General features: G+C 37.1%; 14 protein-coding genes and 2 pseudogenes. 8 read left to right on the top strand and 8 right to left on the bottom strand.

What is annotated here, in order from left to right:
* Window positions 1-11: 11 nt before the first annotated feature.
* Window positions 12-365, top strand: coding sequence for a YxeA family protein (locus AC4BD1_RS04145; protein WP_206909982.1), 354 nt, complete (start codon window positions 12-14; stop codon window positions 363-365).
* Window positions 366-462: 97 nt separating this feature from the next.
* Here the strand turns inward: AC4BD1_RS04145 and AC4BD1_RS04140 are convergent, their stop codons facing one another.
* Window positions 463-1467: a nucleoid-associated protein gene (locus AC4BD1_RS04140; RefSeq protein ID WP_490485860.1), complete on the bottom strand. Its 1005-nt coding sequence runs from the start codon at window positions 1465-1467 to the stop codon at window positions 463-465.
* 177 nt (window positions 1468-1644) lie between these two features.
* Between AC4BD1_RS04140 and AC4BD1_RS04135 the strand changes: the two genes are divergently transcribed.
* The 4 genes and pseudogenes from AC4BD1_RS04135 to AC4BD1_RS04120 all read left to right on the top strand — a co-directional run.
* A complete protein-coding gene (locus tag AC4BD1_RS04135; RefSeq protein ID WP_206909978.1) occupies window positions 1645-2496 on the top strand; it encodes an aldo/keto reductase in 852 nt (283 codons plus the stop codon).
* 16 nt (window positions 2497-2512) lie between these two features.
* Window positions 2513-2758 (top strand): hypothetical protein, encoded by a 246-nt coding sequence (locus tag AC4BD1_RS04130; RefSeq protein ID WP_206909976.1) that lies wholly within the window; start codon window positions 2513-2515, stop codon window positions 2756-2758.
* Between the two features lie 247 nt (window positions 2759-3005).
* A pseudogene (locus AC4BD1_RS04125) lies at window positions 3006-3381 on the top strand (hypothetical protein); the annotation flags it as partial.
* Between the two features lie 110 nt (window positions 3382-3491).
* Window positions 3492-3719: pseudogene (locus AC4BD1_RS04120) on the top strand (hypothetical protein); the annotation flags it as partial.
* An 85-nt stretch (window positions 3720-3804) separates the two neighbouring features.
* Here AC4BD1_RS04120 and AC4BD1_RS04115 read toward each other — a convergent pair.
* Together AC4BD1_RS04115 and AC4BD1_RS04110 are read right to left on the bottom strand one after the other, a co-directional pair.
* Entirely contained in the window at window positions 3805-5184 is a 1380-nt protein-coding gene (locus AC4BD1_RS04115; protein ID WP_490485859.1) for a phosphatidylinositol-specific phospholipase C domain-containing protein, read from the bottom strand.
* 152 nt (window positions 5185-5336) lie between these two features.
* Window positions 5337-7787, bottom strand: coding sequence for a hydroxymethylglutaryl-CoA reductase, degradative (locus AC4BD1_RS04110; protein ID WP_490485858.1), 2451 nt, complete (start codon window positions 7785-7787; stop codon window positions 5337-5339).
* A 184-nt stretch (window positions 7788-7971) separates the two neighbouring features.
* Here AC4BD1_RS04110 and AC4BD1_RS04105 point away from each other — a divergent pair, with 184 nt between their 5' ends.
* The gene (locus AC4BD1_RS04105; protein ID WP_490485857.1) at window positions 7972-9132 is read left to right on the top strand and encodes a hydroxymethylglutaryl-CoA synthase; all 1161 of its coding nucleotides are present in this window, start codon (window positions 7972-7974) and stop codon (window positions 9130-9132) included.
* A gap of 94 nt (window positions 9133-9226) precedes the next feature.
* On the opposite strand, the gene AC4BD1_RS04100 is transcribed toward AC4BD1_RS04105, so the two are convergent.
* Entirely contained in the window at window positions 9227-9973 is a 747-nt protein-coding gene (locus tag AC4BD1_RS04100; protein ID WP_490485856.1) for a class I SAM-dependent methyltransferase, read from the bottom strand.
* A 91-nt stretch (window positions 9974-10064) separates the two neighbouring features.
* Window positions 10065-12740, bottom strand: coding sequence for a cation-translocating P-type ATPase (locus tag AC4BD1_RS04095; RefSeq protein WP_206909969.1), 2676 nt, complete (start codon window positions 12738-12740; stop codon window positions 10065-10067).
* Between the two features lie 348 nt (window positions 12741-13088).
* On the opposite strand from AC4BD1_RS04095, the gene cls reads away from it, so the two are divergent.
* Window positions 13089-14540 (top strand): cardiolipin synthase, encoded by a 1452-nt coding sequence (cls, locus tag AC4BD1_RS04090; protein ID WP_206909967.1) that lies wholly within the window; start codon window positions 13089-13091, stop codon window positions 14538-14540.
* A gap of 109 nt (window positions 14541-14649) precedes the next feature.
* Here cls and AC4BD1_RS04085 read toward each other — a convergent pair whose 3' ends face one another.
* From AC4BD1_RS04085 to AC4BD1_RS04075, 3 genes are all read right to left on the bottom strand, one after another.
* Window positions 14650-15090: a universal stress protein gene (locus AC4BD1_RS04085; RefSeq protein ID WP_206909965.1), complete on the bottom strand. Its 441-nt coding sequence runs from the start codon at window positions 15088-15090 to the stop codon at window positions 14650-14652.
* 67 nt (window positions 15091-15157) lie between these two features.
* Complete coding sequence (locus AC4BD1_RS04080; RefSeq protein ID WP_490467079.1) at window positions 15158-16564, bottom strand: C69 family dipeptidase; 1407 nt, start codon at window positions 16562-16564, stop codon at window positions 15158-15160.
* Window positions 16565-16712: 148 nt separating this feature from the next.
* Complete coding sequence (locus tag AC4BD1_RS04075) at window positions 16713-18107, bottom strand: glycoside hydrolase family 1 protein (protein WP_206909960.1); 1395 nt, start codon at window positions 18105-18107, stop codon at window positions 16713-16715.
* A gap of 150 nt (window positions 18108-18257) precedes the next feature.
* Here AC4BD1_RS04075 and celB point away from each other — a divergent pair, with 150 nt between their 5' ends.
* Entirely contained in the window at window positions 18258-19526 is a 1269-nt protein-coding gene (celB, locus tag AC4BD1_RS04070) for a PTS cellobiose transporter subunit IIC (RefSeq protein ID WP_490485855.1), read from the top strand.
* The last annotated feature ends 73 nt before the right edge of the window (window positions 19527-19599 follow it).

Genomic DNA, 19599 nt, shown 5'->3' with positions numbered 1-19599 from the left:
AGGTGAAAAATATGAAAAAAATAATTGGATTAGTTGCCCTACTAGCCGTCTTTATTGGTGGAAGTATGTTCGCTTATAATTATTTTTATGGTGGCGAAACTTACTATACTGAAATTACTACAAATGGGGAAAAGCATACTGAACGCTCTGATAACGGAGAATCCTATACCACATATACGTATAAACAAAATGCTTACAATAAAAATGGGGAAGCGAAACAAGTTACTTTAAATGAAGCGAGAGAACGTCCTTTAAAGCTAAACGCCTATTTAAAACTTAAGGTCAATCCACGTAAAGGCGTCATGAGTTGGGAAGAAGTCAAAGAAACTGATGTTCCTAAAGAAGCATTAGAAAAAATGGAGTAACGTTTCATGATCTTGAAAAAAAAAGCAGCTCAGATATATCTGAGCTGCTTTTTTTCTTGCTTTCTATTTCACTTATCGTGGAACGATCTGACTTTTCTTATAGTCGATTCAACACTTCGTCGACATTCTTGATCATTACAGAGATTGTTCCATCTGGATTGTTCACAAATTCGATCAAATCTGGGTTACGATAAACATCTACTGGAACAATCAATTCAATTCCATTAGATAATTTGAACTTTTGTTTGCCAAATTTTTTCTCTGAGATTTCTTGTACTTCTCTTACAGGAATTGCTTCTGGAACAAAACCATGTTCTTGTACTTCTTCTTTAAAAGCCATCTTAGCAGAGATATTTTCTTTGAATACTTTTTCAGCAATCATTTCGTGATCAAGACGACCTTTTTCTTCGATGGTATCGTAAACAGCTTCTTTCAAATCTGCAACCATATCAAACTCTTCCGTTTCAAATTTCTTTCCTATTTGTTTCGCCACTTTTTGGATCACTTTGACATTTTGTTCTAACGAAGGTGCTGGTACACTTTCGATCACTTTTTCTGAGAAGTACCACTCTTTTTTTCCAGAAAATTCATATTTTTTCTCCAAGAGTTCATAAGATAACTCCCGCAGATTGACTGCAATTGCTTCATCTGCTTTTTGAGATTTAGAGCCTAAAATTGCACGATTCAAGATCAATTTGTTTTCAATTCCCGTTTCATCTGCCTCAACAAAATGAGTATATGATTCACGATAGTTTACTTTTAATAGTGCTACATATAATTCTGTATCTATTTCATACATCACAATAAATACATCAGCGCTTGGTGCTTCTTCACTTTCTTGATAGATTTCATACCAGCGCGTTACGATTTCTTCACTCGCTACAATAAAATCGTCAGAAAAGTGTTGGATACTTTTAGCAAAATCGCTGTCTTCTGCCAAATGCCCCGTTTTAGTTTGCACAGAAGAAATTTTTTGAATTTTTTTTTGCAAAAAATCACGAATGAAGTCCTTCGTCAAGTCCAATTCTTTTTGTGAAAAAACAGGTGAACCTGTTTCACGATCAATAATATGCAAGATTGCCTTCTTTAAATAAATATCCATGTGCTCATTCCCTTCTTTTCTAGTGTACTGAAAAAATAAAAAAAAGCTAGCATCATCAAAAAGATTTTTTCTCCATATTTCTTTTCCTTTTTCGCTAGAAAAATCAAAGCACGAGGCCTTACTTTTTGTAAAAAATGCGCTAAACTAGAGAAAGAAAAGAGAAATGGAGATGTGAATATGGAAAACTTAACAAGCACGTATCGTTTAGCAAATGGTTATGAAATCCCAGTCGTTGGTTTTGGTACTTGGCAAACCCCTGATGGCGATGTAGCTGTTGCCTCTGTGAAAGAAGCATTAGCGGCTGGTTATCGTCATATTGATACAGCACAAGGTTACAAAAATGAAGAAAGTGTTGGTCAAGCAATCAAAGAAAGTGGTATTCCTAGAGAAGAGATTTTCTTAACAACGAAATTATGGAATACCAATCATAGCTATGATCTAGTAATGTCTTCCTTTGAAGAGTCTTTAGAAAAACTACAAACAGACTATCTTGATCTTTTTCTTATTCATTGGCCAAATCCAATTACCTTCCGTGAAAACTGGGAAAAAGCAAATGCTGAAACTTGGCGTGCTTTTGAAGAGTTATATGAAGCAGGTAAAATCAAAGCAATTGGTGTAAGTAATTTCTTACCTCATCATTTAGATGCTTTAGCCAAAACAGCAAGCATCATGCCAATGGTGAATCAAATTTTCTTAGCACCTGGTGAACTACAACCGGAAGTCGTGGACTATGCCCGACAACATGATATGATTCTTGAAGCTTACAGTCCTTTAGGAACGGGGAAAATTTTTGATGTTCCTGAAATGCAAACAATTGCTGAAGCCCATGGAAAAACAATCGCACAAATCTCCTTACGCTGGTCATTACAACATGGTTTTTTACCTTTACCTAAGTCGGTCACACCAAGTCGAATCAAAGAAAATACAGAATTATTTGACTTTGAATTAACTGAAACAGAAATGGCACAAATCGATTCATTAGATGGCGTCGTGGGTAAAGCTAAAAATCCTGATACAACTGAATTTTAATTGAGTAGGTGAAAGTATGAACCCTATCCAAAGATTAGAAGAATTACCCGAAGAGATTCTTCAGACATTTCATCCAGATTTTATCTTTTTGATTGAATCAGATAAAATCCAACACTTTCCAGCCAGAAATATGTCACATAATCAAAAAATCCAAGAGATCAAAAAACGCTTGGATCATTCGTTGATGGTGACTCACTGGAAAGATCATGAAATTATCTACTCACCAGAACTAAACGTTTTTGCGTTACTACCAAAAGAGTAAAGAAAGCTTGGACAAAAAATTGTCCAAGCTTTCTTTTTTGACCCTTTCTCTTCTTTTCTTATTTTTTGAGGGAAAATTTTTTATTGGTTTCCCCCCTTAATCTAAAAAAACAAAAATTTTCGACAAAAAAGAACGATTATTGGAACATTATGCGTACTTACATAAGTTTTTTCCTTTAAATCCTTTTCAATTGGCAAAATTTTTCTTATAATCGATAAGGTATGAGTGAAGGAGAGAAATCAAAAATATGAAGAAAAAACAAAAACAAAAATTATTAAATCAATTTCGTCCCTCTTTAGATGGAATTAGAAGTCAACTATTCAATTCATTAGAAGAAGAAAGTTTACGTCGTTATGGCTTACCCTTACAAGTAATGCTTGATCCAAAGAATCGTCAGATCTTAACAATTGGGTTGGCTGGAAATTCAAATGAATCCACTCGCATCAACGTGCCAATTGATGATAACTTTACGAGCGTGTTGAAACGTATTCGTTCTGGCGAAAAAGATATCTTTGAACGTTTTCGCGATAACCTATTGATCGAAATCGTTTCTTACTGGAACGACCAACGAATGAAAAACAATGAACCAACTGCTGAAGTTGTTTCAACACCAGTGGCTCCTGCTACTGAAGCGCAAGAAACAAAAGAAAAATCAGTTGCAACTGAAGAAGTCAACGTAGAACCTGTCACTGAAAAAGCGCCAGCAGCTACATCTGACTTGAACTTTGATCAGTTTGCAGCCGCTGTTGCAGAATATCCAAAATTCTATGTTGAAAAAACAGCAGATACTGCAATCATCTTTGAAAAAACAACAGATGAACCTCGTAAACTCGCTGAAATTTCAATGACAACAGTCAACGAATTTACCATTGAAAAAGCACTTGAACGAAAATACAAAGTGAAATTAACACTTGTACCATTGATTGAACAATTTGCAGCAATGCCTATTGCTAATCGCTAATAAGAAAAAAGATGACCGCCATGCGTCTATCTCTTTCGTTAGATAAAAAATCTAATGAAAGGATAGACATGGCGGTCATCTTTTCTTATCTGATTACATTTATCACAAATTTTTGATTTGTTTCTCCCGTATATGGGAAAGTAATCAACTCACCTGAAGGATCATGCACACTGCTTTTTACATCTAAATAAAGATTACTTGCACAATTTTTCAAGTAGTATACTTTGTTCTTGCCATGTTCTCCTGCTGGAATGAGTTGCCACAACCCCCTGTTACTGTCATCCGCACCTTCAATCACCACATTATATCTTGAGGTATTATAAGGCGTAGTCGCTTGTCTTAATGCAAGATGGCCATAGTCATATGTATGTATGCGATAGGCTTTTGCGTTTGAATCGTACCACATTTGCCATTTTTGATTACTACCATTGTTATTAGGGTAGATGATTCCACTATTAAAACTTTTATACCAATCAATCACTTTATTCGTGTTCAATAGTGTTTGAATCGTCACAATTGAACTAGAATATTCGCCATGTTTCTCTGGATTTTTTAGTAATCGATTATTTAGATCAATAATGGTATTCACTAATTCACTACCTGGATAGTCAGCCGCTACGATGCCCACATGTTTCACTTGATTATTTCGGATATAATTTACAGTGAATGGGTTCATTTTTTCTGCAAAACCTTTAATTTGATAAAAGAAATTTGATGCACTTAAATAATTAATATACTTAATATTATCTGTTCCTTGACTCTTTGCGGCTTTTGCCAATTGCTGTTCAATCGCCCAGCGTTTATCTGCAGGATCTGCGGGATCCCAATAATCTTGGATATCAAATTGACTTGGGTAAGGAATTCCCACACTATTTCCTAAAAAATTACGTAAAATAACAATTTTCCCTCTAGTTTCTCCCAAAGTTGGATTACTACGCCCATAATAAAAGAAGTCTTTCCAACAACTATTTTTCAGGTATTTTTCGTTTAAAACTTGATTGAATACTTGGTCACTTACTGAACTATTCTCTTGTTTTAAGCGCATATACACAACTTCGCCCGGATTTTTTCTAAGAAAGCTTGTGACGCTATTCAGGACATCTCCAAACATTGAATTTAAGTAATACACACCATGATGCATTGCAAACGAACCATTTGTTTCACACACACGTGCGTCTAAGAACCGAATGCCATTATTTAATTGCCGAGTGATGTCAATACTTTGTGTCTTAGCATATCCGAGTCCTGTACTGTTCTTGATCCCATGTGATGCTGAATCATGTGTTCCTGGGATTGACAGTTCTGATAAACGTGTATTATCTTTGAGGTCGCTCATCCAAGTTTGATTTCTTGCTCGCCCCTCCCAATAATAATCAAACATATCCGCGTCTACCTTTACAGCCGGCAAGACACAGCCCAAAAATATAACCCCTACTAACAACCATCCCCATATTTTCTTTTCCATCGCTTCTCTCCTTCGTTATTTATTTTTGTTTCCTCTTTATTTTATCACCTACCAAATCAATAACAAAAGGAATAACTTAAGTAATGTTAGTGTTCTTTAAAAAAACTGAGGCAAGAAATTTGCCTCAGTTTTTTCTATCGATCAAAAATATTTCATTCTTTTGTTTGCCGAAGTTCCGCTAATATTTTCTTCGCAATCTCTTGGTTCATTTTTTCCATACTTCTTAGTATCTGGGCCACTTGCTCGATTTCACTGCCCTTAGCACCCACTGTCATCGCTAATGCTCTTGCTTGAAGTGACATATGTCCTTTTTGGATACCATCCGTTACTAAAGCACGCAATGCTGCCAAATTTTGAGCTAGACCAACGGCTGCAATTAGTTGTGCAAGTTCTTTTGCAGAATCGACTTTTAGTAGTTCAAAAGAAGCTGCAGCTTTTGGCAACACCTTTGATGCGCCACCAACACTTGCAACTGCTAACGGTAACGTGATTTTTCCATTCAAGCCACTCTCAGTTACACGCCATTGTGTTAAACCTTCGTAGCGGCCAGTTTTAGCAGCATAAGCATGGATAGCTGCACCAGTTGCCCGAGTATCGTTACCTGTTGCTAAAATAACTGCGTCGATTCCATTCATGATTCCTTTGTTATGCGTTGCTGCACGATAAGGATCTAATTTCGCGTATTCTGCCGCTTGTTGGATTTTTTTTGCAATTTGCTCGCCCATTTGACGATCAGAAGAGAAACGCTCAAATGGAATCGTGCAACGAGCTGTCGCCAAAGATTCAGTAGCTAGATTACTTAATATACTGAATAAAATTTCTCTTTCTGGAAACCATCCACGAATTTTTGTTGCTACGCCCTCTAAAATGGCATTGACAATATTGGCTCCCATGGCATCTTTTACATCAATTAAGAAATCAATTGACAAGTAAGCTAGTTCTTCTCCTTGAAACTCACGACTTGTAATTTCCCTTACACCACCACCACGTTTCACAATTGAAGGATAGCTCTCATTTGCACACAAAATCAATTCTTCTTTACGTTCTTCAAGTGCTTGAATGATTGCTTGATACTCCGATTGACCGGCTAGAACAATTTGTCCACGCATCAATCGCTGTGGTGTTTCTGCTTTGATATTTCCGCATAGTTTCGCACCATTACTGGCTGCTGCAATCACTGAAGGTTCTTCTGTAGCCATTGGAATCCATTTTTTAACTCCATTAATTTGAAAATGTTGAGCGACTCCTAATGGAATTTCAACTTCACTGATTTGATTTTCAATCAGATGATTCGCTATTTCCTCAGGTAAAGTTTGTTGCGCAAATAGGTCGGCAGTATTCTCCGTTAACGCTCCTTCTTCAACTAACTGCTCCCGACGTTGCATTGGCGTCAGCTGATAGAACTTTTTTTTTTGCAAAGACTGCTCCTCATTCAGTTCTAAATTTGCTTCCAGCAGCATCGCTAATCCTAGCCCACCACCGATACATAATGAAGCAATTCCGTAACGCTCTTTTTCTCTTAGTAACCCGTAGCCTAAAGTTGTCAAAATTCGAGCACCACTTGCACCAATTGGATGACCTAAAGCAATACTACCACCATAAATATTTACTTTGTCACTTTCCAACTGGAGTTCCTGATTCACAACAAATGAAGAAGCTGCGAAAGCCTCGTTGATTTCAAATAAACCAATCTCTGCTAAAGAAACATCCGTTTTAGCCATCAAATGATTGATAGCAGTAATTGGCGCAATCCCCATCATTGATGGATCGATGCCAACTTCTGCTACTGCTTTGATTGTTGCTAAATAAGGAAGATCATTTGCGATAGCGTATTCTTTTGAAGCTAAGATCAATACAGAGGCTCCATCATTTAATGGTGAGGCATTTCCTGCTGTCACTGTCCCATCTTCAGCAAATACGGTACGCAGTGTTTCTAATTTTTCTATCGTGCTGTTCCCACGAACAGATTCATCTGTTGCTAGCCATTGCGATTCCGTAATTTCAATAGGGATGATTTCCTCCGTAAAAATTCCGGCTTCGGTTGCTTTAGCTGCTTTAAGTTGAGAAGCAAGTGCATATTCATCTTGTTCTTTTCTAGTCACGTGATAGTGTTGGGCAACATTTTCAGCTGTTAATCCCATATGAGTATTTGAAAAAGCATCGGTTAATCCATCGTTGACCATGCTTGAAATTGGTTCACCATAACTATTTGTTTCAGATTCATAAGATTGAAGCAAAGGTGCTCTGGACATACTTTCCGTCCCACCAGCGATAACGACTTGTGCCTCACCTAATTGGATCAATTGACGTGCCAAAATAACTGCTTTCATTCCTGAACCACATACTTCATTGACAGTCATCGCGGGTACACTTGTGGGAATCCCACTGTTGATTGAAATTTGTCTAGCAACATTTTGGCCATTACCGGCTTGCAAAACATTTCCAAAAATGACTTGATCAATTTGCTCTTTGCTGATACCAGCTTTTTTCAATAATTTTTTCGTAGTCAATGTTCCTAATTCGACAGCAGAATAACGGCTCAAGCTCCCACGGTATTTACCTATGGGGGTTCTTGCAGCATCTATAATTACGACTTCTTTCAAGTAAGCCACCTCCTACAAAAATATAACATTCTTTCAAGTAAAAACAAATAGCTCACCACTCTCGATCATTTTTTCCACTTGAAAATTTTAACAATCCTTAAATATTGTCTTTTTTATATTTCTTTTAAAGATTTTATGATACTTTATTAAAGTAAGTTTTAATTATGAGTGAAGAGGTGTTGAAATGAAAATCGGGATTGATCGTCTTTCCTTTTTTATTCCAAATTTATATTTAGACATGACTGAGCTAGCTGAAAGTCGTGGAGATGATCCTGCCAAGTATCATATTGGTATTGGACAAGATCAAATGGCGGTTAACCGCGCAACAGAAGACATCATCACTTTAGGCGCGAATGCTGCTAGTAAATTGGTTACAGACGAAGACCGTGAACAAATCGACATGGTCATCGTCGGAACAGAATCCGGTGTCGACCATTCAAAAGCAAGTGCGGTCATTATTCATCGTTTATTAAAAATCCAACCATTTGCTCGTTCTTTCGAAGTAAAGGAAGCTTGTTATGGGGGAACCGCTGCTTTACATATGGCCAAGGAATACGTCCGCAATCATCCTGAACGAAAAGTTTTAGTGATTGCCAGTGATATTGCTCGCTATGGTTTAGCAACTGGCGGAGAAGTTACTCAAGGTGTTGGAGCTGTAGCTATGATGGTCACTGCAAATCCAAGAATTCTTTCAATTGAAGATGACAGTGTCTTTTTAACGGAAGATATCTATGATTTCTGGCGCCCAGATTACAGCGAATTTCCTGTTGTTGATGGTCCGTTATCAAATGCGACATATATCGAGTCTTTCCAAAAAGTTTGGCAACAACATAAAAAACAAACTGGTTTGACCTTGGAAGACTATCAAGCATTATGCTTCCACATTCCTTATACAAAAATGGGAAAAAAAGCATTACAAAGTGTTTTAGCTGAAACAGATGAAGAAAACCAATCACGTTTGTTGACCCGTTATGATGAAAGTATCCAGTATAGTCGTCGTGTTGGTAATTTATATACTGGCTCGCTTTACCTTGGTTTGATTTCCTTGCTTGAAAATTCAACAGCTTTACGTACCGGTGACCGCGTTGGGCTATTTAGTTATGGTTCTGGAGCAGTCAGCGAATTTTTTACTGGAACTTTGGAAAAAAATTACCAAGATTTCCTAGACAAAGAAAATCATCAAGCTTTATTTGATAATCGCCAACAAGTTTCTGTAGCAGAATATGAACAAATTTTTACTGAAGTTCTACCAGAGCATGGCCAACAGGCAGAATACAACAGTGACGTGCCATTTTCAATTTATAAAGTAGAAAACGATATTCGTTATTATAAAGAAGTAGAATAAACAGCAAAAGCTCCGTACAAATCTTTTTTGATTTGTATGGAGCTTTTGTTTTCAATTATATATACGCTAAAAAGATAAATTAGATCTATCCTTGTTAATTTTTTGGAAAACCCTCTTTTATCTGCCAAAGTAACAGCCGATAAGTTACGGTCGTTGTACTGATAAGTTCATTTTTTTTGTTAAATAACTTTTCGATTGTTTCTTTCAATTCAGCTGTCATCTCTGATTCGTAATATTCAGTCAATAATTCTCTTGAGATCGTTTCCTTGATTTGATACGTAAAGTCTTTTTTCTTAACTAAAATTTTTTTACTCTGTAAAAATGCTTCTATCTGATTACTGATAGTGGGTGTAACGTTTGGGTCTTCTACTGCTAAGCCTAACGCATCATCGATTATTGTAAAAAGATCATCTTCTGATTTGATTACTCGTACCATGACGCACCATTTTTTTGCTTTTCTCATTAGCTTTTCCACTTGTGCTGTTTCAGTAAAAGCTGGATTTGACGCTGAAAAAATCACTTCATACTGCTTCGCTGAATTCAAGAATGCATCAAACGTTTGTTTCTTGAACACCACATTTGACACTTTAGAACGTTTTGCTTTTTGTTGCGCGTACTTTAACATTGCTGCTGAAAAATCGTTTAGCTCGTACTTGCCAACCTGTTCAGCAAGTGCAGGTAGGTAACGGCCTGCCCCGCCTGCTACATCTGCTAGTGAGGCTGCAGGCAAAACAGATTCCTTAGATAAGTAATCGACAAGATCTGTGACGATTGGAGTCTGTGACTCTTCTTGAATAATGTAATATTCTTCAGCAAATTCATCCCATGCTACTTCATCCATTTTTTTCATCCTTAATTTCAAAAAAGAAGTATGCTAATCACTAGCACACTTCTTTTTATTTTTATCTAACTAGTTTGTGATTAATCAATTGCTATTCTGTTACTTTTCCATTTTGGACACGAACAATAATCAATTTTGTGATTTCCATTAAAAGAATTGTTACAACTGCCAGACCCAAACACGTCAAGACTTCTGATACGCCAAAGGCTGACGGAATAGAAAAGACTTCTTTGAGACCCGGAATCATTGTTAAGCTAAACAAAGCACTACATACAACTACCGCAAGCAAGACAACTTTATTTGAGAAGAAGCCAGCTTGGAATGCAGTTTGTGTATTGGAACGTGCTGGGAATGTTTGCAATGTACGACACCAAATCAAAGTTGTAAATGACATTGCTACGCCAAATTCAGGTGAATGTTGCATCCCTAACCACTGAGCAAAGATAACAGCGACACCAATCAAAATTCCGCGATAAGTTACTGAAATCAGCGTTCTGCCTGTAAAGATACCTGTATTTGGATCTCTAGGTGGTCGACTCATTGTCGCAGGTTCTGCTTTTTCTGTTCCTAAAGCAATCGCAGGTAAAGAGTCATTTACTAAGTTGATGAAAAGCAACTGTAGTGCCGTGAATGGATTTGACCAGTCAGCAACCAATGCAAAGATGATTGCAATGATGGCACCTAAGTTTCCAGCAAATAAATAAGCAACAGCTTTTTTGATATTATCAAACACATTACGTCCAACTTCTACCGCACTCACGATTGAAGCAAAGTTATCATCTGTTAAGACCATTGCCGCAGCATCTTTGGCAACATCTGTACCAGTTCCCATAGCAATCCCAATGTCTGCTTGTTTCAATGCAGGGGCATCGTTGACACCATCACCTGTCATCGCAGAAATATGTCCTTTTGCTTGCCAAGCGCGAACGATTCGGATTTTATTTTCAGGCGAAACACGTGCGTAAACAGTCACATTTTCTAAGATATTCATCAATTCATCTTCGGATAAAGCATCTAGTTCTGTACCAGTTAACGCTTGGTTTCCTTCTTCAAAAATGCCGATTTCTTTAGCAATTGCAACCGCAGTTGTTTTGTGGTCCCCAGTAATCATCACTGTTTTGATTCCTGCACTACGTGCTTCTTCAACAGCTTGCGTTACTTCTTTTCTTGGTGGATCAATCATTGCCAAAATCCCAACTAAAATAAGATCATTTTCGTCGTCAAATGTTAAGTCTAAGTTATCGATTGGACGATAAGCAAAAGCCAACACACGTAAAGCACGATTAGAAAACGCTTCGTTTTGATTTTGGAAGTTTGTCATCAATTCATCTGTCATCGGTACAACTTCACCATTCAACAAAACCTTTTTACTTCGGTTAAAGACGATATCTGGTCCACCTTTAACTAGCAAATATTTCTCATTATCAAATGTATGCGCCGTTGACATCAATTTACGATCTGAATCAAATGGCAACTCTGCTTCACGAGGGAAGTTTGAACGGATTTCTTGATATGGTTGATTTAATTTTTCACTAAAATCAATAAAAGCAACCTCAGTTGGATCACCCAGTTTTGTTCCGTCTTCACTGATTGAAGCATCGTTTGCTAACACAGAGATTTCAATCAAGCGACGTTCATCAGCAGACCATTTTTCCGGATTATCCGTAAAGTCTCCTGAGTCACCATTGGCTAAGTAATAATCAACAACAGTCATTTTATTTTGGGTCAGAGTACCGGTTTTATCCGTACAAATAATGCTTGTTGAGCCTAATGTTTCTACTGCTGGTAACTTACGAATAATCGCATGACGTTTAGCCATTTTATTTGTTCCTAAAGATAACACGATTGTAACGATTGATTGCAAAGCTTCTGGAATTGCAGCTACAGCAACAGCTACAGCAAACATTACAGCACTGACAATATCAGCAGTTAAGTCACCAGTACCTTCACCAAGGAAAATACGTAATAGTTGGATGCCTAAAATCAACAATGATAAAGCAAGAATGGCTAAACTTAGCTTCTTACTAAATTTGTCTAGTCCACGTTGTAGTGGTGTTGTTTGTTCTGTTGTACTTTCTAACAATCCAGCCACTTGTCCGATTTCAGTGTTATTTGCAGTTGAAGTAACCAAGAATTTCCCACGGCCGTAAGTCACGATTGTTCCACTAAAGACCATATTTACACGATCACCTATCGGAACAGTATTTGTGATTTCAACAACCTCTTTTTCAGCTGCAGTCGACTCACCTGTCAACATACCTTCATCTACTTGTAACGAGCCGGCTTCGATTAAACGACCATCCGCTGGAACATAGTCTCCTGCTTCAAGTAATACTAAATCGCCAACTACTAGTTCTTTGGCCGGCACTGTTTTTTCTTTACCATCGCGAATGACACGAGCATCGGGTGCCGAGAGACTTTTTAATGCTTCTAATGAACCTTCTGCCTTTTTTGCTTGTACCACACTGATAACCGAGTTAAGCATCAATACTGCAAAAATAACGAAGAATTCAACGTATTCTCCCATGATCATTTGAATAAGCGCAACAATCAGTAACACAATTACCATCGCATCTTTGAATGTTTCTAAGAATAACTTCCAAGTCGGTTTTTTTGGTGCTTCTTTCAGTTGATTTAGCCCGTCTTTTTCTAGTTTTTCTTTTGCAAGCGTCGTGCTCAAACCCTCATTTGAGCTGTGTGTTTGCTGCATCAACGAATCAATTGGTTCTTGATAGATCACTCGTTGTGCTTGTTCCTTGTTTTCCAAATTTCATCCCCCATTTAATCTTTTTGCTTCTGGCATCATTTGCCTGAAAAAAAAGAGACCCAAGACAAATCAACATTTGTCTTAGGTCTCACCATTTCATACAATACCAGAAAACCATCGGTTAACTTACTGTTGATATTATCGCAACAATTTGTTGCCGGTTACTCCCCTAAGGAGATATTCAACTGTATTATTATCCTATCGTATTAAATGACAAAAAGCAACTATTTTATTCCGTTTGTTCAGCCAATTTGCTAGATTTTCCGTAATTGAAACCAGTGGTCACGCGTAGGTTTATTTTTCGACTCATGTTATACTATCACTATTGAAATAAAGGAGGAAAATTATTTGGTAGGATTTATTGTTTCAGCAATTTATTTAATTAATGCTGTTTTTGCATTGATAACTATTTTAATCAAGCCACGCGATGTTGCAGCCATTTGGGCGTGGTTACTCGTGCTATTTGCGCTACCTGTTGTTGGTTTTGTTCTATATTTATTTTTTGGACGTGGTTTAACGGACAAGAAAAAATTCTACTTACGACAAAGTGATTTAAAGGAGCTAGAAAATTTCCAGAATTTTCGAGATGGTACCATCGAGCTCTACGATTCTCAAACAAATGAAGTCGAAAAACAAGCCTTCGTTGACTTCTTCTCATCCTTGAATCAGATGCCTTTAACTCGAAAAAATGGACTTACATTATTAACTGATGGACAAGAAAAGTTAACTTCTTTGTTAAACGATATTGAAGAGGCTAAGCACTCTATCCATATTGAGTATTACGCATTCGTAACTGACGAGATCGGCAATCAGGTTTTACGTTTATTAGAAAAGAAAGCTGCCCAAGGAGTTCAAGTTCGCCTACTATATGATGCATTTGGCTCACATGGTACAAAAGCAAAAGATTTTAATCAACTCATCGCCAATGGTGGAGAAGCGCAAACCTTTTTAACTTCTCAAGAAGCATTACTTCGTTTTCGTTTAAACTATCATGATCATCGAAAAATCGTTGTGATTGATGGAAAAATTGGGTATACTGGCGGCTTCAACATTGCCGATCAATACGTCTATACGACCAAAAAGTTCGGTTACTGGCGCGATACTCACATTCGAATTTTCGGTGCTGCTGCGTCGTTGTTGCAACTTCGATTTTTAATGGATTGGAACGTTTCCGTTTCAGAAGAAAAAAAGGTTGGCTATCATTTGGATTATTTTTTCAAGAAAGTGGACGAAAATAACGAGCAAAATGGCAATGTTGATATTCAATTAGTTTCAAGTGGTCCAAATAATGAGCGTGAACAAATCAAGTTAGCCTTTATCAAACTAATTACTTCAGCAAAAAAACGAATTTGGATTCAGACACCTTATTTGGTTCTTGACGAGAGCGTGATTGCTGCATTAAAAATTGCTTCTGCTTCAGGTGTCCATGTCAAAATCATGATTCCAAATAAACCCGATCATCCATTCATTTACCGTGCTACACAATATTATGCACGCCAATTGATTAAAGAAAACATTGAGATTTTAGTTTATGAAGCTGGTTTTTTACACGCGAAAACATTGATCATGGATGATGAAATCTGTATGGTGGGTTCCGCCAATCAAGATATCCGCAGTTATCGTCTAAACTTTGAAACCAGTGCAGTCATTTATGACCATGAATTTTTAGAACAACTTTCTGATAAATTTCTTGAAGATGAAGAAAACTGTTCTACTATGACAACAGAAACAGTCAAAGAAATGTCTACCTGGCTGTTATTCAAACAACAAATTTCCCGACTACTATCACCTATTTTATAAAAAAGACAAAATAAAAAAAGCAATCCAACAAATCGACGTATCTTATCGTGAAACCATTGATTGGTTCACCCTTCGTCAATTGTTGTTGATTGCTTTTTTATTTTCTATTTTATTTTACTACTAACACATTGCATGGTGCGTGGTTCACGACATATGCGGTAGTTGATCCTACTAAGACACGTTCCACTGCGTTTAACCCAGTTGATCCCATAATAATCAAGTCAATTGGTTCTTTTGACTCATTGAAGTTAGCAATAAGTGTTTTAGGATAACCATAAAGGATATACGTTTCAATATCTGTCCACCCTTTTTCAATTGCTAAATTCCGATGAGCTTTCATTTGATTTTCTGCTACTTCATCGAGCTCTGCTTGTAAATTAGTTGTTACAAACGCAAAATCACCAAAATAATTTCCTGTTACTTCATTAACATATAAGATGTGCAAAGTTGCTTGGTTTCGTTTCGCAATCGCAATTGCTTCAAGAAATGCCTTTTCTGCTTTTTCTGAGCCGTCAATTGCAACCAAAATATTTTGATATGTGTCCGTCATTGTAAACGCCTCCCTTTTCTTAAGTTTATCACTGTTCTTTTCTTGGGACAACCAATGTGGTCACGATTTAATCACCAAGATCAAAACGCAAATTCATGTGTGTAGCTCCCTTTTCAAGCATTTTGCCTAATAAGGCAACTGTTCGATCATAGCATTCTTCTGCAAGCTGTTGGTTGATTTCTTCTAAATAGCCAGTGCTAAAACTCTTTGTTGCTTGTGCATCAGCTAGCAACTGTTTATTTCTAAAAGAAGCCATACTTTCTTGTTCATAGTCCGCATAAATATCGGTAAATCGGTCGTAATCATAGTCACCAATCAATGCTGCCATACAGAATAACCAATAAGGATGATTAAAATCGAAGCTAGTCGACGTGTCTGAATAACGTGCAGGTGTTTGTTCAACATTGGTATAAAAAGGAACCAACACGTTAAATGTATTCGGTCCAAATGCCAGCCATTGAATACCAGAAATTGATTTAGGAACATCATTTCGCAATTGCAAAATATGGCATTGGATATTACGATTGATGCCAATTGGTCGGAAGCTTTTCCTTTGTTGCTCTGTTCCTGTGCCATACACATCAAACACGGTATCTTGATAATGTGAACTCAAAACAAATTTGATCTCTTCAACTGATATTTTTCGATTTGCATAGCAAATGAACGGCAGATTGTCATCCATTGGATCTTGTACGATTTCTGGCGTGAAATACTTTTGACCATACCAAGCACGTGGATTATTATAATGATGATCTTTGATTGTGGCACTCCCAAAAATATGACGTAAATTAAGTGTTTCTTCTGGATTAGGATTCAAGTGATAGCTTTCAATTAACTCGACTAAATCTTCAGAGCACATGGTATTTTCTGAATCAACCTCAAAAATATCGATATTCATTCGATTTGGTGCAATCACATACGCTTCATCAGGAATCTTGATTGCTGCCCAATGATGACCACCGATTGTTTCAAAATACCAGATTTCGTCATTATCTGAAAAAGCGAGAGCATTTGGTTCATAGGTTCCATACTCTTCTAATAACCGTCCTAGTCGTATAACTCCTTCGCGCGCGCTAGTAATATAAGGTAAAACAATTGTTAACAAATCTTCTTCCCCGATACCATTTTCGACATAAGGATCTACACCCAAAATTCGTGAATTTGAGGTAATAGTTTCCGTTGCTGTCATCGCCACATTCACTTGATTGATTCCTGCTTCGCCCCAAATTCCGATTGAATCATCGGCATTCGGTGTGGCTGTGTATCGTAAAGGATTATCAGGCAGAGGAATTGATACATGACTAATCTTGGACTCATAGACTTTAGGTTGAGCTTCTGGTTGGACAACAATAAAACGTTTGGGTTCGATTGCTTTCTCACTATCTTCATTTCGAGCAATCATTGTTGACCCATCGATGCTCGCTTTTTTCCCAACTAAAATCGTTGTACACGAACTTTTTACTTTGTTTCGCATATTTTTCACTTCTTTCTCATTTGCTCTAGTATTAGTCTACTGCGAATAATCTCAGAAGTGAAATGATAGCCTAGCAAAAACTAAAACTGGAGAAAATCTTTGAGCGTTTCTCCAGTTTCTCACATGCCTAACTTATCCAGTCAATTGCTCAATCAAATCCATGCTCATCAGCTACTTGTTTAAACCAATGACCAGATTTCTTAATTGTACGCGCTCCTTCTTTCTCTAAATCGACAGCGATGAAGCCGTAACGATTCTTATACGCATTTGTCCAAGACCAATTATCCATGCACGTCCACATATGATAACCAACACAATTGCTTCCTTCCTCAATTGCTTGATGAACATATTTCAAATGATCTTTAACGAATTCGATACGGTAATCATCTTCGATCATACCAAACTCATTCACAAATCGTTCTTCTCCTTCGACGCCCATACCATTTTCCGAGATAAAACATTTGATATTCCCATAGTTTTTTCGTGTATTCGTTAAAATATCATAGATTCCCTTTTCATAAATTTCCCAACCACGATAAGGATTCATTTTTCTACCTGGCATTTCATAATTGTCAAAGAAATCATCTGGCATTGGTGAGGATAGCTTATCCGGTGTTGATTCTTTTGCTTTGATTCGACGTGGTTGATAGTAATTGATTCCTAATAAGTCAACAGTGTTCTCCTTTATCAAAGTTAAATCTCCCGGAACAATCTCAGGAAGCAAGTTTAAATTTCGAATAATTTTAACTAGATCTTCTGGAAATTCTCCTTTGACAGCTGGATCCAAAAATGAACGATTAAAAAAAGCATCCGCAATTTTTGCTGCTTTGACATCTTCTGGATTACCATTATCTCTTGGGTAACTTGGCGTCAAATTTAAAATAATTCCAATTTCTCCTGCCAGTCCCATTTGATGGTAAGCTTGAATTGCCTTAGCACTTGCAATATTTTCATGATAACCAACTTGGACTGCTTCCTTTAAACTAATGTGATTTGGAAAATGGAACTGATACAAATACCCGCCCTCAACAGGAACAATCGGTTCATTATGCGTGAACCAAGTTTGAACAAGATCTCCAAACAACTCAAAACAGTTTTTCGCATAGCTCACATAGGCATCTACTGTTTCACGATTCAACCACCCTCCATTTTTCTGTAAAGCTAAAGGCATATCAAAATGATATAAATTTACAAATGGTTCTATTCCGTTTTCTCGTAATTCTTGAAAATATTCTCGATAAAAAGCAACCGCCGTTTGATTGATATTACCCGTTCCATTTGGAAATAATCGACTCCATTGAATAGATGTTCTAAATGAATTATGGCCTGTTTCTTTCATTAACTGAATGTCTTCTTTGTATTTTGTGTAAACCTGCGATGTTTTATCTGGTCCAACCTCATTAAAAAATTTTTCAGGTTCTTTTGCATACCAGTAATCCCAAATATTTTCACCTTTACCGTCTCCAGCAATGCGTCCTTCTGTTTGTGGGCCACTGGCAGCAGATCCCCACCAAAAATTAGCTGGAAAGTTATATTTTTTCATGTTAAAGGTCCTCACTTTTCAATTGATAACGCTATCTTATCCGACAATCAAATAAAAATCAATACTTTTTATACAAATGACTAGACATTTGTATAAATCGGTGCTATATTTTGTTTGTAATCGATTGCAAAAAAATTAGAGGTGAAAAATATGAATGGATTTATGGACAAACTTTCCGAAAAAATCATGCCCTTAGCCAATATTTTAGGGCAAAATCGTTACTTGACCGTTTTACGTGATGCCTTTATGCTTTCTTTTCCATTAACAATGTTTGGTTCAATAGTCGTGGTGATCAATAATCTTCCTTTTTTCAATGACGCGACTAAAGGAACGCTATCGACTCTCTTTGGAAATGGACAGAATGCGACAATGAGTATCATGTCCGTATTTGTTACATTTGGTATTGGCTATTATTTATCTAAATCTTATGACGTCGAAGGCATTTTTGGTGGTGCTGTTTCGTTTGCTAGCTTCTTGATTCTTACCCCATTTGTTATGACTACAACAAATGGTGAAGAAGTTTCCGGTGTACTTACACTTGATCGCCTAGGTGCAAAAGGAATGTTTATTGGAATGATTGCTGCCTTCTTAGCAGCGGAAATCTATTGCCGGATTACAAAACGTGGTTGGCAAATCAAAATGCCTGACGGCGTGCCACCTGCAGTGACGAAGTCTTTCGCTGCTTTGATTCCTGCTGTTGTAACATTAACAGTCTTCTTATTTATCAATGCACTTGTGACTGGTATATTTAACACTAACTTACACGATGTTATTTACGAAGTAATCCAAAAACCTTTAACAGGACTTGGTAGTAGCTTACCTGCAACCCTACTTGCTTTATTTTTTGTTCAATTTCTATGGTTCTTCGGACTTCATGGACAAATTATTGTCAATTCTGTAATGGATCCAATTTGGAATACTTTAATGTTAGATAACTTGGAAGCCTATCAAGCTGGTAAAGAACTTCCTCACATTATCACAAAACCTTTCATGGAAACATTTACTGTTGGTCTCGGCGGATCTGGAATGACATTAGCCGTGGTTTTGATTATGGCGTTCTTCTTAAAGAAAAAGCAATATCGTGACGTTGGTCGGCTTGCCCTTGCACCTGGTATTTTTAATGTCAACGAACCTGCTATTTTCGGCTTACCAATTGTTTTAAACGCAACGATTTTGATACCATGGGTAATTGCACCACTTGTGGTTACTACATTGAATTATTTAGTAATGGCAGCTGGGATCGTTCCTCCTCCAACAGGTGTATCTGTACCATGGACTGTTCCCATTGTCGCTAGTGGTATTCTTGCAACTAATTCATGGCTAGGTGGTCTTTTACAAGTGATTGATTTCATTGTTGTTGGACTCATTTGGTATCCATTCCTGAAAGTTTTAGATAAACAACCAGTGACTAACATTTAAAAAACAATATGAAGACCAAAACATTGGATAGTTTCTAATGAGTTTGGTCTTTTTCTTTTTACTTCTCTCTTCT

It is taken from the genome of Enterococcus sp. DJ147D b, from assembly GCF_058216655.1.
Note: the sequence above shows the minus strand (reverse complement) of the source record. Positions and strands in the feature narration are given on the sequence as shown.

Coding starts and splice junctions, on each gene's coding strand:
- AC4BD1_RS04130 (WP_206909976.1), top strand. CDS start 2,513: ATGAACCCTATCCAAAGATTAGAAGAATTACCCGAAGAGATTCTTCAG.
- AC4BD1_RS04080 (WP_490467079.1), bottom strand. CDS start 16,564: ATGCGAAACAAAGTAAAAAGTTCGTGTACAACGATTTTAGTTGGGAAA.
- AC4BD1_RS04145 (WP_206909982.1), top strand. CDS start 12: ATGAAAAAAATAATTGGATTAGTTGCCCTACTAGCCGTCTTTATTGGT.
- celB (WP_490485855.1), top strand. CDS start 18,258: ATGAATGGATTTATGGACAAACTTTCCGAAAAAATCATGCCCTTAGCC.
- AC4BD1_RS04085 (WP_206909965.1), bottom strand. CDS start 15,090: ATGACGGACACATATCAAAATATTTTGGTTGCAATTGACGGCTCAGAA.
- AC4BD1_RS04135 (WP_206909978.1), top strand. CDS start 1,645: ATGGAAAACTTAACAAGCACGTATCGTTTAGCAAATGGTTATGAAATC.
- AC4BD1_RS04075 (WP_206909960.1), bottom strand. CDS start 18,107: ATGAAAAAATATAACTTTCCAGCTAATTTTTGGTGGGGATCTGCTGCC.
- AC4BD1_RS04100 (WP_490485856.1), bottom strand. CDS start 9,973: ATGGATGAAGTAGCATGGGATGAATTTGCTGAAGAATATTACATTATT.
- AC4BD1_RS04140 (WP_490485860.1), bottom strand. CDS start 1,467: ATGGATATTTATTTAAAGAAGGCAATCTTGCATATTATTGATCGTGAA.
- AC4BD1_RS04105 (WP_490485857.1), top strand. CDS start 7,972: ATGAAAATCGGGATTGATCGTCTTTCCTTTTTTATTCCAAATTTATAT.
- AC4BD1_RS04115 (WP_490485859.1), bottom strand. CDS start 5,184: ATGGAAAAGAAAATATGGGGATGGTTGTTAGTAGGGGTTATATTTTTG.